At 68.8% G+C, this 12,806-nt stretch carries 17 protein-coding genes; 11 read left to right on the forward strand and 6 right to left on the reverse strand.

The window, feature by feature from the left end; all coding sequences use genetic code 11:
* Nucleotides 1–491: SPOR domain-containing protein (locus AX685_RS17170; protein WP_197418669.1), on the forward strand; the 491-nt coding region annotated here is incomplete at its 5' end.
* On the opposite strand, the gene AX685_RS17175 is transcribed toward AX685_RS17170, so the two are convergent.
* Both AX685_RS17175 and AX685_RS17180 read right to left on the reverse strand, forming a co-directional pair.
* Entirely contained in the window at nucleotides 488–1,708 is a 1,221-nt protein-coding gene (locus tag AX685_RS17175; protein WP_066490775.1) for a dihydroorotase, read from the reverse strand. The genes AX685_RS17170 and AX685_RS17175 overlap by 4 nt on opposite strands.
* Entirely contained in the window at nucleotides 1,705–2,694 is a 990-nt protein-coding gene (locus AX685_RS17180; protein ID WP_066490777.1) for an aspartate carbamoyltransferase catalytic subunit, read from the reverse strand. The genes AX685_RS17175 and AX685_RS17180 overlap by 4 nt, the downstream gene beginning before the upstream one ends.
* A 105-nt stretch (nucleotides 2,695–2,799) precedes the next feature.
* On the opposite strand from AX685_RS17180, the gene AX685_RS17185 reads away from it, so the two are divergent.
* Together AX685_RS17185 and AX685_RS21240 are read left to right on the forward strand one after the other, a co-directional pair.
* Nucleotides 2,800–3,096 (forward strand): putative quinol monooxygenase, encoded by a 297-nt coding sequence (locus AX685_RS17185; RefSeq protein WP_066490779.1) that lies wholly within the window; start codon nucleotides 2,800–2,802, stop codon nucleotides 3,094–3,096.
* Between the two features lie 363 nt (nucleotides 3,097–3,459).
* Nucleotides 3,460–3,918 carry a GNAT family N-acetyltransferase gene (locus AX685_RS21240; protein ID WP_082741051.1) on the forward strand — a complete coding sequence of 153 codons (459 nt, stop codon included), beginning with the start codon at nucleotides 3,460–3,462 and terminating at the stop codon, nucleotides 3,916–3,918.
* A 74-nt stretch (nucleotides 3,919–3,992) separates the two neighbouring features.
* Here the strand turns inward: AX685_RS21240 and AX685_RS17190 are convergent, their stop codons facing one another.
* From AX685_RS17190 to AX685_RS17200, 3 genes are all read right to left on the reverse strand, one after another.
* Nucleotides 3,993–4,343 carry a VOC family protein gene (locus tag AX685_RS17190; RefSeq protein WP_066490782.1) on the reverse strand — a complete coding sequence of 117 codons (351 nt, stop codon included), beginning with the start codon at nucleotides 4,341–4,343 and terminating at the stop codon, nucleotides 3,993–3,995.
* Nucleotides 4,344–4,430: 87 nt separating this feature from the next.
* Nucleotides 4,431–4,892: a Holliday junction resolvase RuvX gene (gene ruvX, locus AX685_RS17195; protein ID WP_066490785.1), complete on the reverse strand. Its 462-nt coding sequence runs from the start codon at nucleotides 4,890–4,892 to the stop codon at nucleotides 4,431–4,433.
* The gene (locus AX685_RS17200; protein WP_066490810.1) at nucleotides 4,889–5,995 is read right to left on the reverse strand and encodes a DUF3089 domain-containing protein; all 1,107 of its coding nucleotides are present in this window, start codon (nucleotides 5,993–5,995) and stop codon (nucleotides 4,889–4,891) included. The genes ruvX and AX685_RS17200 overlap by 4 nt, the downstream gene beginning before the upstream one ends.
* A gap of 136 nt (nucleotides 5,996–6,131) precedes the next feature.
* Between AX685_RS17200 and gatC the strand changes: the two genes are divergently transcribed.
* The 8 genes from gatC to AX685_RS17230 are packed head-to-tail and all read left to right on the forward strand — an operon-like array spanning nucleotide 6,132 to nucleotide 12,482.
* Nucleotides 6,132–6,419 (forward strand): Asp-tRNA(Asn)/Glu-tRNA(Gln) amidotransferase subunit GatC, encoded by a 288-nt coding sequence (gene gatC / locus AX685_RS17205; protein WP_066490786.1) that lies wholly within the window; start codon nucleotides 6,132–6,134, stop codon nucleotides 6,417–6,419.
* Complete coding sequence (gatA, locus tag AX685_RS17210; RefSeq protein WP_066490789.1) at nucleotides 6,419–7,903, forward strand: Asp-tRNA(Asn)/Glu-tRNA(Gln) amidotransferase subunit GatA; 1,485 nt, start codon at nucleotides 6,419–6,421, stop codon at nucleotides 7,901–7,903. The genes gatC and gatA overlap by 1 nt, the downstream gene beginning before the upstream one ends.
* Nucleotides 7,900–8,262 (forward strand): hypothetical protein, encoded by a 363-nt coding sequence (locus tag AX685_RS21815; protein ID WP_197418670.1) that lies wholly within the window; start codon nucleotides 7,900–7,902, stop codon nucleotides 8,260–8,262. The genes gatA and AX685_RS21815 overlap by 4 nt, the downstream gene beginning before the upstream one ends.
* On the forward strand, nucleotides 8,246–8,401 hold the full coding sequence (locus AX685_RS21820) for an AbrB/MazE/SpoVT family DNA-binding domain-containing protein (RefSeq protein WP_156445896.1): 156 nt from the start codon (nucleotides 8,246–8,248) through the stop codon (nucleotides 8,399–8,401). Before AX685_RS21815 ends, AX685_RS21820 begins: the two co-directional genes overlap by 17 nt.
* The gene (gatB, locus tag AX685_RS17215; RefSeq protein WP_066490796.1) at nucleotides 8,398–9,852 is read left to right on the forward strand and encodes an Asp-tRNA(Asn)/Glu-tRNA(Gln) amidotransferase subunit GatB; all 1,455 of its coding nucleotides are present in this window, start codon (nucleotides 8,398–8,400) and stop codon (nucleotides 9,850–9,852) included. Before AX685_RS21820 ends, gatB begins: the two co-directional genes overlap by 4 nt.
* Nucleotides 9,853–9,907: 55 nt before the next feature.
* Nucleotides 9,908–10,666: a hypothetical protein gene (locus AX685_RS17220; protein WP_066490799.1), complete on the forward strand. Its 759-nt coding sequence runs from the start codon at nucleotides 9,908–9,910 to the stop codon at nucleotides 10,664–10,666.
* On the forward strand, nucleotides 10,663–11,859 hold the full coding sequence (locus AX685_RS17225; protein WP_082741052.1) for a M48 family metallopeptidase: 1,197 nt from the start codon (nucleotides 10,663–10,665) through the stop codon (nucleotides 11,857–11,859). Before AX685_RS17220 ends, AX685_RS17225 begins: the two co-directional genes overlap by 4 nt.
* Nucleotides 11,856–12,482 carry a hypothetical protein gene (locus AX685_RS17230; RefSeq protein ID WP_066490806.1) on the forward strand — a complete coding sequence of 209 codons (627 nt, stop codon included), beginning with the start codon at nucleotides 11,856–11,858 and terminating at the stop codon, nucleotides 12,480–12,482. Before AX685_RS17225 ends, AX685_RS17230 begins: the two co-directional genes overlap by 4 nt.
* Before the next feature lie 27 nt (nucleotides 12,483–12,509).
* On the opposite strand, the gene AX685_RS17235 is transcribed toward AX685_RS17230, so the two are convergent.
* The gene (locus AX685_RS17235; RefSeq protein ID WP_066490808.1) at nucleotides 12,510–12,713 is read right to left on the reverse strand and encodes a hypothetical protein; all 204 of its coding nucleotides are present in this window, start codon (nucleotides 12,711–12,713) and stop codon (nucleotides 12,510–12,512) included.
* Nucleotides 12,714–12,806 lie beyond the last annotated feature (93 nt).

Consider the following 12,806-nt stretch of genomic DNA (forward strand, 5'->3'; position numbering starts at 1 on the left):
CCGCCGAACCGGCGGTGGCGATGGCGCCGGCGGTGCCCGTCGCCCCGGCGCCGGCGCGCGTGATCGCGGCGCAGCCTGCCGGCTACAAGGTCGCGCCGGCACCGCGCCGGGCCGCTGCCCCGGCCCCGGCCGCGGCGGCGGTGCGGATGCCGGCGAAGGGCGACTGGTTCGTCCAGCTCGGCGCGTATCAGAATGCCGCCGTCGCCAAGGACGGCTGGGGCCGCGCGGCGCGGCGCCTGCCGGTGCTGGCGCGGCTGAACCCCAATGGTGCGACCGCGACGGTCAAGGGCGCCAGCGTCTATCGTCTGTCGGTGGGCGGGTTCGCGCGCACCGACGCGGTGGCGCTGTGCCGCGGCCTGCGGGCGCGGGGCGGCCCGTGCTTCGTGCGCGGCGGCGTGGGCGAACAGATCGCCGCCTGGCACAAGGCCTCGCCGAACCGGCTGGCGAAGACGGCACCGCGCGGCAAGGGCGCGCAGCTGGCGGCGCGCTAACCCGCGATCTCGCGCCCGCCCTTCCACATGCGCAGCACGCGGCCCTGCACCGGCAGGCCGTCGAAGGGGGTGTTGCCGGCCTGGCCGGGCAGGTGATCCGACACGATCCGCCACGGGGCGTGCGGATCGACCAGGATGACGTCGCCCGGCATCCCCGGCGCCAGCGTGCCCGTCGCCAGCCCGAGCACCGCCGCCGGCGCGCCCGCCAGCAGATCGAACAGTCGCGCCAGCGTGACGTGCCCGTCGCGCGCCAGCCCCAGCGCCAGCGCCAGCACGGTCGCGGCATCCGCCGATCCGGCGGTGGCATCGGCATAGGGCAGCCTTTTCTCCTCCGGCCCGCGCGGGTCGTGCCCGGATGCGATGACGTCGATCGTCCCGTCCGCCAGCGCCGCCAGCGCCGCGCGCCGGTCCGCTTCGCACCGCAGCGGGGGCGAGACATGCGCGAAGGTGCGAAAATCGCTCATCGCAATATCCGACAGCAGCAAATGCGCGGGCGTGATCCCGCAGGTGACGCGCACGCCGCGCGCCTTCGCCGCCCGCACCAGCGCGAAGCCGGCGGCGGTGGTGACGCAGCGCAGGTGGAGGCGCGCGCCGGTCTCCTCCGCCAGCATCAGGTCGCGCGCGATCGCCAGCGGTTCGGCCAGCGCGGGCGCGGCGGGAAGGCCCAGCCGGCTGGCGGTTTCCCCCTCCGTCGCGACGGCATCGGCGACCAGCCCGCCATCCTCGGCATGGCTGACGACCGCGATGTCGAGATCGCGGGCATAGGACAGCACGCGGTGCATCACCCCCGAATCGGCGATCCAGCGCCGTCCGGTCCCCACCGCCGCCGCTCCCGCCGAGCGGCAGATCGCCATTTCGGCCAAATCCTGCCCCTTCAGCCCGCGCGTCGCCGCGGCGATCGGGTGGATCCACAGGTCCGGCCGGCCGATCAGTGCCAGCCGCTGGACCGCGCCCGGTTCGTCCAGCACCGGCGACTGATCGGGCATCGGCGCGACGCGCACGATCCCGCCCGCGCGGCACGCCGCCCGGTCGATCGCGCCGACGCCCAGATCGACGATCCCCGGCGCCAGCAACCGCCCGCCGCAATCGACGACGATGGCGTCGTCGGGCGCCAGTTCGTCGACGATCACGCCGTCGCGGATCACCAGGTCGCCGTCGCGCTCGCCTCCCGCGGGGCAGACCAGCCGCGCGTTGATGAAGTGCAGCGTGTCGCTCATGCCCAGCCCTCCACACCGCGCGCGCGCCGCGTCAGCACGTCGAGGCACGCCATCCGCACTGCCACGCCCATCGCCACCTGTTCGGTGATCGCGGATTGTTCGACATGGTCGGCGACTGCCGAATCGATCTCCACCCCGCGGTTCATCGGGCCGGGGTGCATCACCAGCGCGCCGGGCGCGTAACGCTCCAGCCGGTCGAGCGTCAGCCCGTAGCGCAGATGATATTCGCGCACCGAGGGGACGTAGCCGCCCGCCATCCGCTCGGTCTGGAGCCGCAGCATCATCACCACGTCGGCCCCCTCCATCGCGCGGTCGAAATCGGTGAAGGGGGTGACGCCGAACCGCTCGATCGCGGGCGGCATCAGCGTGGAGGGCGCACACACCCGCACCTCCGCCGCCAGCGCGGTCAGCGCCAGAATGTTCGAACGCGCGACGCGGCTGTGCAACAGGTCGCCGCAGATCACCACGCGCTTGTTGGCGATGCCGCCCAGCCGGCGGCGGATCGTCAGCGCATCGAGCAGTGCCTGCGTCGGGTGTTCGTGCCGCCCGTCGCCGGCGTTGAGGACCGGGCAGTCGACCTTGTCCGCGATCAGCCGCACCGCGCCCGACGACATATGGCGGATGACGATGACGTCGGCGCGCATCGCGTTGAGCGTCATCGCGGTGTCGATCAGCGTCTCGCCCTTCTTCACGCTCGACTGGGCGGCGTGCATGTTGACGACGTCGGCACCCAGCCGCTTGCCCGCGATCTCGAAGCTCAAGAGCGTGCGCGTGCTGTTTTCGAAGAAGGCGTTAATCTGCGTATAGCCGGCCAGCCGCTTGTCGGGAGCGGCATGGCCGCGATTGGCCTCCACCCATGTCTCCGCCTCGTCGAGGAGGAACATGATCTCGTGCGGCTGAAGCCCCTCGATCCCGGTGAGGTGGCGGTGCGGAAAGACCGCGCCTCCGGGGATGAGGGTGGCGGGGCGGTGGTCCGAGCGTTGCATCGAGAGCGCCGGGTAGCGGGGCGCGCGGGCCGGGGCAATATGGACGGCGCGCGCTTTCTTCGTATCGGTGGGCGCTTTATGCCGCGTCGCAGGGGAGGACAGGTCATGCTGATCGTTACCGGCGCCGTCATCGCGGCGCCCGACACCGTGGACACCATCGTCGCGGAGGCCGCGCGCCATGTCGCGCAGTCGCGCACCCAGCGGGGGTGCATCGCGCACGCCTGGCACCGCGACCCCGACGACCCGCTGCGGATCGTGTTCCTCGAACGCTGGACCGACATGGCGGCGCTGCGCACGCATTTCGCGCATCCGGGATCGGCGCGGTTCATGACGACGATGCGTGGCCATGCGCAGGCGATCGAACCGATCGAGATTTTCGAGGCGATGCCAGTCGCGCCGTGAGCAGCGTTGCGCCACGCGAATGTTGCGAATGTTGAGACGCTGGCGGGGGTGTGGCGGAAACGCGCGGCGCCGGGTGGGAGCGGGGCGGAAGGCGGTGCATGGCGTGCGCATCGGGACATGGCGAGCGGTCTAGGGCGCCGGTCGGCGTGTAGGACAGGGGTGGGGGAGGCATTCCCGTTTCCCGGTCGACGGATGTTCGGAAACGGGTTTGGGGACATGCGGATGGCGCCGGGATCGGATCAACCGTTGGTGGCGCCTTTCGCTGTTATTCGTTCGGTTGCGGGAACGTGAAGCGCGGGGTTGCGGCCAGGTGATGGGCACGGCATTCTGGATCCAAATGGAATGCCGTTTTGGGGAACCGCAATGAAAACCCGCGCCGCATCGGCTGATGATGCTGCGGAAATGGGCCGAGTGCTTCGCGAGATCATTGACCATAACGGCCGCCAGCGTCCGAGCGATGTCGATTTCGTCATGGGTCGCTACATCGCTGACCCTACCAGCATACAATGTACGGTTGCTATCGACGAAGCAGGGAACGTGGTTGGCTTTCAGTCTTTGAAGAAAGCCGTCGCGGGAAACCCGTATGATACACCGGAAGGATGGGGGATCGTCGGAACCCATATTAGCCCCAAAGTGCACCGGCAAGGCGTCGGCAAATTCTTATTCGCAGCGACGCGAGAAGCCGCACTTCAAGCAGGACTGGAAAAGATCGACGCCTACATCGGAGCCGACAATTCATCCGGCCTCAGATACTATGATGCTATGGGTTTTCGGACATATCGAACGCCCGAAGGAATTGTTCAGAAGGTCTGCGATCTTTGATTTGATCGCGCTCGCGGCATAGCGCTCGCCTGCCCCGAAACACCGTCCTCGTGGAAAGCCGCTGCGGGCCGACGTTATCGGTGTGCGAGGATGTTCAGCAATCGGCCGAAGGGATCGCGAACGAAGAAGCGCCGCACGCCCCACGGCTCGTCGGTCGGGCCATATTCCACCGGGTGGCCGGCAGCGACGACCCGCTCGTAAGCGTCGGCAAGGTCATCCACCTCGATCGATAGATCGGGAACGGGCGTGCCGGACCCGCCTTCTACGGCGAAGCTGAGCTGCGGCGTCGATTGGCCGGTTCCGACGAAGGTGATGATCCAGCCGTGATCCATGCCCAGCGACATGCCCAGGACGTCTCCATAGAACGCCTTCGCCGCATCCATCCGGTCGGTCGCCATATTCGCCACGACCCGCTTGACCGCCATGCCTCACCTCCTGTCCCGATCGATTCTGTTCGGCAAATCGGGGTGCTGACATGGCGATTTCCATTTCCCGATCGCTTGCGGAAAACGTCACCCCATGACCAGCGCGTCGATCGCGGCTTGCAGAATCGTCGCGGCGGCGTGGTTGTCGATGCGGTCGGCGCGTTTGGCGCGGCTGAGGTCCTGTTCGATCATCGCGCGCTCGGCGGAGACGGTGGACCAGCGTTCGTCCCACAGCAGGATCGGATAGCCGGCGTCGACGCAATTGCGCGCGAAGGCGCGGATCGACTGGGTGCGCGGGCTGTCGCTGCCGTCCAGGCTGAGCGGCAGGCCGATGACCCAGCCGGCGACCTGTTGCTGCACCGACAGCGCGACCAGCGACTCTTTGTCCTTCGTGAACTTCGTGCGGCGGATCAGTTGCGCGGGGCTGGCGAAGCTCCAGCCGGCGTCGCACAACGCGGTGCCGATCGTCTTCGTCCCCACGTCCAGCCCGAGCAGCCGGCCACCGTTGGGCAGGGCCGCGCGATAATCGGCGGCGGCGAGTGCGATCATCGCGTCGCCGCGGCGTAGCGGCGCGCGGCGTCGGCGCGGACGTTGGCCCAGAACAGGCTGTAGTCGTAGACGTGGTAGTTGTTGCCGGGCAGCGCATAGGGGCCGACGTCGGGCGCGGCGCCGATCAGCAGCAGCCCGCGCGGATCGCAAGCCGCCGGCACCTGTCCGGGGCGCAGATCGGCCGTGCTCATGTCGCTGTTGGGATAGAGCGTGCCGAGGTTGGCGGTGGCGGGCGCGGCGGCGCCTTGCGTGCCGGTCAGCGGGTTGACGCACAGCATCGGCGTGCCGCGGCGCGGGCGGCCGTCGAACCCGGTGCTGCGGTCATAGACCTGCTGGATCAGCGAAGGGTCGGCGGGTTCGGCGAACGTCTGCCACGACAGCACGCAGCCCGCCTGATCGGCGGCGGTACAGGCGGGCAGGCCGAGTGCGGCGAGATCTGTGGTGGTCGATACCGGCCAGCCGACGACATAGGCGGCGACGATCCGCCGCGCGAGCGGGGTGCCGGCGACGCGATCCTTGAGCAGATGCGTCAGGTGCAGCGCGCCCTGGCTGTGGCCGGCGAGGATGATCGGGCGTGTCGGGCCGACCTCCCCCAGGAATTCGTCGAACGCGGCCAGGATATCGCCATAGGCGAGGCGCAGCGCCTGTTCGGCGGCCGACTGGTCGGTCAGGAAGGCGCCGAACGTCGCCTGGCGATAGCGCGGCGCCCAGATCGCGCCGACATCGTTGAAGGCGCTGGCCTGACCGCGCAGGAACAACGCGGCGCGCGCATTGGCTTCCTGATCGTCGAGCGGCGCGTTCCAGTGCGCGCGATTGAGGTAGGAGGTGGGGTGGATGAAGAACACCGCCGCCCCCCCCGCGGTGCGGCGCGGCTGATGGCCGGCGGGCGCCCATAGCGCCGGGTTGCCCGGCAGGTCGGGGCGCGCCAGCCACATCTTCCGCTCCCGGTAATCGGCGGCGGACAGCGCGCGCTGCCCCTTGAACGATTCGCCGGGGACCATCGCCATGCGCATGATCTCCACCCCCCACAGGCGATAGGCGAAGGCCGCGGCGATCCCGAGCACGATCAGCCCCGCGACGACATAGAGGAATTTGCGGACCAACGCGCCATCACCATCCTTGCCCGGCGGCGGAAATGCCCCGACGGCAGCGGCATTGCCGTGCCCCGGATTGGCGGTGGGCGCAACCGTGGCGGCGCGGTGGTTGCGTTCCCGCCGTCCGCAATGGTAGCGGCGCGCCATGTCCGTCACCATCGATACCGTAAGGCGCATCGCCGGCCTGGCCCGCATCGCCATCACCGAGGAGGAGGCCGCGCGCCTCGCGCCCGAACTGGGCAATATCCTGGGCTTCATCGAGCAGCTGGGCGAGGTGGATACCGCCGGGGTCGCGCCGATGACCGCGGTGATCCCCAACCACCTGCGGCTGCGCGACGACGTCGTCACCGACGGCGGCATCCGCGAGGCGGTGCTGGCGAACGCGCCGCAGGCCGAACATGGATTCTTCACGGTGCCCAAGGTGATCGAATAATGACCGAGCTGACCGACCTGGGCATCGCCGCGATCCGCGACGGCGTGCGCGCCGGCGACTTTTCCGCGCGCGAGGTGGCCGAGGCGTTCGTCGCCGCGGTGGCCGCGGCCAAGCCGCTCAACGCCTTCCTGGTGGAAACCCCCGACCATGCGCTGGCCGCCGCCGACGCCGCCGACGCCGCGCGCGCGGCGGGCGACGCGCCCAGGCCGATGGCGGGCGTGCCGATCGGGATGAAGGACCTGTTCTGCACGAGGGGCGTGCCCAGCACCGCGGCGAGCCGCATCCTGGAGGGCTTCACCCCCCAGTATGAATCGACCGTCTCGCAGAAATTGTGGGATGCCGGCGCGGGGATGCTCGGCAAGCTGAACATGGACCAGTTCGCGATGGGATCGTCGAACGAGACGAGCCATTTCGGCAATGTCGTCAGCCCGTGGCGGCGCAGCGACGGCGGCAACGCCGATCTGGCGCCGGGCGGATCGTCGGGCGGGTCGTCCGCGGCGGTCGCGGCGCGGATCGCGCCGGGGGCGACCGGCACCGACACCGGCGGGTCGATCCGCCAGCCGGCCGCCTTCACCGGGATCAGCGGGATCAAGCCGACCTATGGCCGCTGTTCACGCTGGGGCGTTATCGCCTTCGCCTCGTCGCTGGATCAGGCCGGGCCGATGGCGCGCGACGTGCGCGACTGTGCGATCATGCTGGAGGCGATGGCGGGTTTCGACGCCAAGGACGCGACCAGCCTGGACGTCGCGGTGCCGCAGTGGGAGGCGGGGCTGAACCCCTCGCTGAAGGGCAAGCGCGTCGGCATCCCGAAGGAATATCGCGTCGACGGCATGCCGCCGGAGATCGAGGCGCTGTGGCAGCAGGGCATCGACTGGGTCCGTGATGCGGGCGCCGAGGTGGTCGAGGTATCGCTGCCGCACACCAAATACGCGCTGCCGGCCTATTACATTATCGCTCCGGCGGAGGCGTCGTCGAACCTCGCGCGCTATGACGGCGTGCGCTACGGCCTGCGCGACCTGCCGGACGGCGCGAACCTTCAGGAGATGTACGCGAAGACCCGCGCCGAGGGGTTCGGCGACGAGGTGAAGCGGCGCATCCTGATCGGCACTTACGTCCTGTCGGCGGGCTTCTACGACGCCTATTACACGCAGGCGCAGAAGGTCCGCACGCTGATCGCGCAGGACTTCGACACCGCATGGGAGCGGTGCGACGTGCTGCTGACCCCGACCGCGCCGTCGGCGGCCTTCGCGCTGGGCGAGAAGAGCGCCGATCCGATCGCGATGTACCTCAACGACGTGTTCACGGTGCCGTCGTCGCTGGCCGGGCTTCCGGCGATGAGCGTGCCGGGCGGCGTCGACGCCGGCGGGCTGCCGCTGGGGTTGCAGGTCATCGGCAAGGCGCTGGACGAACAGGCCGTGCTGAACGCGGCGCTGGCGATCGAGCAGCGCGCCGGCTTCGTGGCGCGGCCGGGGCGGTGGTGGTGACACACCTAGCGGGCGTTGCTGATTGGCTTGCTTGGTTTGGCGTATTCATCACGCTCGCGTCGCTGGCTTGGTCCGCAAAAAGGTATGTCGACCTGCGTAAGGTTGAGGATGAGCACGCACGATACCGGCGCTTCTTCGAAATCATGGACATGCTTGGTTCTTCAGGTTCGATAGCGTCGAAGGTCGCCGCCGCATATCAGCTTCGTAGCTACCCCGAATACGCCGACTTGCTTGAGCGCTTTTGCAGAGAGTCTCAGCGCTATGTTCGTGGTGACAGCGCTGAGCTTTGTTGGACGAACTTCGGCGGACTACCGAGCATTTCGAGGTTCGAAGGAGGCGGCAATGAAGTGGACGCTTAAGCCGGACGCCAGCGGTCGGATCACCATACCCAAACAATTGCGCGACATGCTGGGTTTGACGCCAGCGAAGCCTGTTGAATGGTATATAAATCGAGACGGCCAAGTCGCTTTCAGGGCCGGTGAAGGAAAATCAGAGTGACAGAACCGTTCCGTATCAAGGGCGCCACCGGCGACTGGGAGGTCGTGATCGGCCTCGAGGTTCATGCGCAGGTGACGTCGAACGCCAAATTGTTCTCCGGCGCGGCGACCGCGTTCGGGGCGGAGCCGAACACGCAGGTGTCGCTGGTCGATGCCGCGATGCCCGGGATGCTGCCGGTGCCCAACCGCGAATGCATCCGTCAGGCGGTGCGCACCGGCATGGCGATCGACGCGCAGATCAATAAATGGTCGCGGTTCGACCGGAAGAATTATTTCTACGCCGACCTGCCGCAGGGTTACCAGATTTCCCAGCTGTATCATCCACTTGTCGGCGAAGGTTTGATCGAGATCGAAGATGGCGAGACCGTCAAGACGATCGGTGTCGAGCGGATCCATGTCGAGCAGGATGCCGGCAAGCTGATGCATGACCAGCACCCGACGCGTTCCTATGTGGACCTCAACCGCTCGGGCGTGGCGCTGATGGAGATCGTCAGCCGGCCGGACATGCGTTCTCCTTCTGAAGCAGGGGCTTACCTGCGAAAGCTGCGGGCGATCCTGCGCTATGTCGGGTCGTGCGACGGGAATATGGAGGAAGGCTCGATGCGCGCCGACGTCAACGTCAGCGTGCGCAAGCCGGGCGAGGAATTCGGCACGCGGACCGAGACGAAGAACGTCAATTCGGTGCGTTTCGTGATGGCCGCGATCGAGCATGAGGCCAACCGCCAGGTCGACGTGTTGGAGGCGGGCGGGACGATCGTGCAGGAGACGCGACTGTTCAACCCGGACACCGGCACGACGCGGTCGATGCGGTCGAAGGAAGATGCGCACGATTACCGCTACTTCCCCGATCCCGACCTGTTGCCGCTGGAACTGGACGAGGCGTTCCTGGCGGATTGCCGCGCCAGCCTGCCCGAACTGCCCGACGCCAAGCGCAAGCGCTACGAGGGGCTGGGGATCACGCCGTACAATGCCGAGGTGCTGACCGCCGAGGTGGAGAGCGCGCGCTGGTTCGACGCGCTTCTCGAGGCGGGGGCGAAGCCGGCGGCGGCGGCGAACTGGGTGACCAGCGAATTGTTCGGCGCGCTCAACCGGCTGGGCAAAAGCATTGCCGACAGCCCGGTGACCCCGGCGCAGGCGGCCGAGCTGCTGGCGCTGGTGGCGGACGGCACGCTGTCCGGCAGCCTGGCCAAGCAGGTGTTCGAGGCGATGCTGGAGACCGGCGAGGCGCCGGGCAGGATCGTCGAGGAACGCGGGCTGAAGCAGACCAGCGACACCGGCGCGATCGAGGCGGTGATCGCCGAGGTGCTGGCGAAGAACCGCGGCCAGCTGGAACAGTATCGCGGCGGCAAGGTGGCGCTGTTCGGCTTCTTCGTCGGCCAGACGATGAAGGCGATGGGCGGCAAGGCCAACCCCGCGGTGGTCAACGAATTGTTGAAAAAGGCGCTGGACTAGCGCCGGCGGCGCCCCCTAGTTTTCCGGCGGGGAAACGGGACGGGGGCGTCTTACCATGCGGGTTATTCTGGTCGCGGCAGCGGCGCTGCTGGCGTGCGCGACGTCGGCTGGCGCGCAGGAAAAGCGCGCGGTGCGGCAGGGGTTCGACCTGGCGGCGGGCAGCGGCAAGACGATCCTGGTGTTCCGCCCCACCGTCACCGTCGGGGCGCAATCGACCGGGGGCATGTTCGAGCCGAACGCCGACTGGACCGACAAGGCGCGCGCGAACATCGATGCCGCGTTGGCCGAGCGACAGGCGCTGCTGGGCAACAAGGTGATCGCGGCGCCCGAGAGCTTTGGCGAGGATGCGCAGCGGGTCGAGGAATATTCCCGGCTGTTCGCCGCGGTATCGCAGGCGGTGATCGAATATCAGTTCTTCGTCGGCAACCGCCTGCCCACCAAGAAGCGCGACAACAAGGCCGGCGTGTTCGACTGGTCGCTGGGCGAGGGGGTGCGCGACCTGCCGGGGGCGAAGGACGCGGACTATGCGCTCTTCATCTACAACAAGGATGCGTACGGCTCGACGGGCCGCAAGCTGTTGCAGATCGCGGCGCTGCTGGGGCCGGGAATCGCGGTGACGTCGGGCGCACATGCCGGTTACGCGGGGCTCGTCGACCTGCGCAGCGGCGATGTGCTGTGGCTCAACGCCGACGGGGCGATGGGCGGCGACGTGCGCGACGCGGACGGGGCGAAGAAGCGTGTCGGCCAGTTGCTGGAGGAATTTCCCGGCAGCGCGCCGGCGCCGGTCGTGGCGCCGCCGGTCCCCGCGAAGTGAATGCGGCGCTGACGGCGCTGGCGCTGGCGCTGGCGGCGCCTGGGGGTGCGGGCGCGACGAAGCCCGCGCCGCCGCCGCCGCCCTATGCCGGCGTCTATCAGCCGCAGGGCGTCGACGAGATCGGGCTGTGGCGCGAGGATGACGAGCGCGAGGCGAAGCTGGCGCATTCGCCGCTGGTCATCCACGACGAGGCGTTGACCGGCTATGTCTGCCGCGTGCTGTGCGCGGCGGTGGGCGAGGACCGGTGCAAAGCGACGCGCGTCTATGTGGTGCGCGTGCCGGTGTTCAACGCCAGCATGTCGCCCAACGGGACGATGCTGGTCTACAGCGGGCTGTTGCTGCGGGTGCGTTCGGAATCCGAGCTGGCGGCGGTGCTAGGGCATGAGTTCGGGCATTTCGAGAAGCGCCACCTGCTCAGCCAGTTCAAGGCGCGCCGCACTGGCACCGATCTGCTCAGCTGGGCGGCGGTGCTGGGCTCGATGGCCGGGCCGCAGGGCGCGCGCAGCTTCAACGACCTGCAGTTGTCGGTGCTGGGCAACATATACCGCTTTGGCCGGGATCAGGAGCGCGAGGCCGATCTGGTCGGGCTGGGGTATCTCAACGCCAGTACGATGCGCCCCGGTGCCGCGTCGCGGGTATGGCGCACGCTGATCCAGGAGCGCGAGGCGTCGGCCGCGGCGCGCGGCCTGCGCAAGCCCGATTTCAACCGGGTGGCGTTTTTCGATTCGCACCCGCCCGACGGCGAGCGTGCGGACTATCTCTACGCGCTGGCCGCGCCCGACGGCGAGACGCGCGACGAGGGGACGGAGCGCTACGCCGCGGCGATGGCGCCATGGCTGCCGCCGTTCCTGGACGACCAGATCAAGCTGAACGATTTCGGCGCGAGCGATTTCATCATCACCCATCTGGCGGAAAGCGGCTGGACCGCGCCGCTGTGGCGGGCGCGCGGCGACCTGTTCCGCCGGCGCGGGCAGCCGCGCGACCTGATGAATGCGGCCGATTTCTACGCCAAGGCGGTCGCGCTCGACCCGCAACTGGCGGAGGCACAGCGCGGGCTGGGGCTGTCGCTGGTGAAGACCGGGCGGACCATGGAGGGGGCAGCCGCGCTGCGCCGTTATCTCCACCTCAAACCGGGCGCTGCCGACGCCGCGATGATCGGCATGATCCTTTCCACGATCGGAGAAGCGAAATGACGTTGGCGAACCGCATGATCGCCGCGACGCTGGCGGCCGCGCTGACGGTCGCCGCGGCGGGGGCCTGGGCGCACAGCTATCGCGAAAGGAACGTCGCCACGCCGATCGCGGACACGCGGATGACCGTCACCCCGCCGCGCGACTGGAACCGGCTGTCGGGCAAGCCGGGCAAGGTCGCGGAGACCTGGACGCTGGATGGCGAGCAGCTGAACGACGTCACCTTCTATGCCGGTGTCGAGCCGGGCGACCCGCTGGTGCGCGAACGCAACCGCAAGCGCGCGCCGCTGCCGAAGTTCACGGGCGGGACGCTGCTGGCGGAAATCCCGGAGCTGCTGGAGGGCACGTATCGCGCGCTCAAGGGGATCGGGACGTTTGCGGTGACGTCGTCGCAGCCCGGCCGGTTCCTCGACCATGATGCGGTGACGTTCGCCTACGACTATCTCGATTCGGATCAGCTGCCGCGGCGCGGAGAGGCCGTGGCGACGATCATCGACAAGCGATTGTATATGGTGACGTTCGATGCGCCGAGGTTGCATTATTTCGACAAGGGCGTGGGGGATTATCACGCGCTGGTCGCCGCCACGCGGCTGGCGGCCCCGCCCGCAACGGGCGGCGGGCGATAGCGGGGCGGCGCGGGCCGCCCCGCCGCGTCACTGTTGCGTCAGGTCCTGATTCTTCACCTCGCCGCCGGTGCCGCTGTTGCCGTCGAACTCGCCGGTCTTCGTGAAACGCGCCGGTTCTTCGCCGCCTTCGCCGCGGTCGACGGCGTCGCTGCGCGCCTCTACCGCCTGCTGGATATCGGGACGCGGATCGTCGCGGTTGGGAGTGACGTCGATCGTCTTGATATCGGCCATGCTGGCGCTCCTGTCAGATGCTGGGGTTGGCCGGGGCCGGATCGCCCGCCGGAGTGCCGGGGGAGGGCACGTCGACATCGGGCGTCGGCGGAT

It is taken from the genome of Sphingomonas sp. CCH9-F2 (assembly GCF_001556735.1).
Taxonomy (GTDB): domain Bacteria; phylum Pseudomonadota; class Alphaproteobacteria; order Sphingomonadales; family Sphingomonadaceae; genus Sphingomonas; species Sphingomonas ginsenosidimutans.

What these genes read in the sequence shown, in the direction of transcription:
- AX685_RS21820 (WP_156445896.1), top strand. Translation starts at nt 8,246, where the DNA reads ATGAAGTGGACGCTTAAGCCGGACGCCAGCGGTCGGATCACCATACCC.
- AX685_RS17175 (WP_066490775.1), bottom strand. Translation starts at nt 1,708, where the DNA reads ATGAGCGACACGCTGCACTTCATCAACGCGCGGCTGGTCTGCCCCGCG.
- AX685_RS17230 (WP_066490806.1), top strand. Translation starts at nt 11,856, where the DNA reads ATGACGTTGGCGAACCGCATGATCGCCGCGACGCTGGCGGCCGCGCTG.
- AX685_RS17185 (WP_066490779.1), top strand. Translation starts at nt 2,800, where the DNA reads ATGCTGATCGTTACCGGCGCCGTCATCGCGGCGCCCGACACCGTGGAC.
- AX685_RS17220 (WP_066490799.1), top strand. Translation starts at nt 9,908, where the DNA reads ATGCGGGTTATTCTGGTCGCGGCAGCGGCGCTGCTGGCGTGCGCGACG.
- ruvX (WP_066490785.1), bottom strand. Translation starts at nt 4,892, where the DNA reads ATGATCGCACTCGCCGCCGCCGATTATCGCGCGGCCCTGCCCAACGGT.
- gatA (WP_066490789.1), top strand. Translation starts at nt 6,419, where the DNA reads ATGACCGAGCTGACCGACCTGGGCATCGCCGCGATCCGCGACGGCGTG.
- gatC (WP_066490786.1), top strand. Translation starts at nt 6,132, where the DNA reads ATGTCCGTCACCATCGATACCGTAAGGCGCATCGCCGGCCTGGCCCGC.
- AX685_RS17180 (WP_066490777.1), bottom strand. Translation starts at nt 2,694, where the DNA reads ATGCAACGCTCGGACCACCGCCCCGCCACCCTCATCCCCGGAGGCGCG.
- AX685_RS21240 (WP_082741051.1), top strand. Translation starts at nt 3,460, where the DNA reads ATGAAAACCCGCGCCGCATCGGCTGATGATGCTGCGGAAATGGGCCGA.
- AX685_RS17235 (WP_066490808.1), bottom strand. Translation starts at nt 12,713, where the DNA reads ATGGCCGATATCAAGACGATCGACGTCACTCCCAACCGCGACGATCCG.
- AX685_RS17190 (WP_066490782.1), bottom strand. Translation starts at nt 4,343, where the DNA reads ATGGCGGTCAAGCGGGTCGTGGCGAATATGGCGACCGACCGGATGGAT.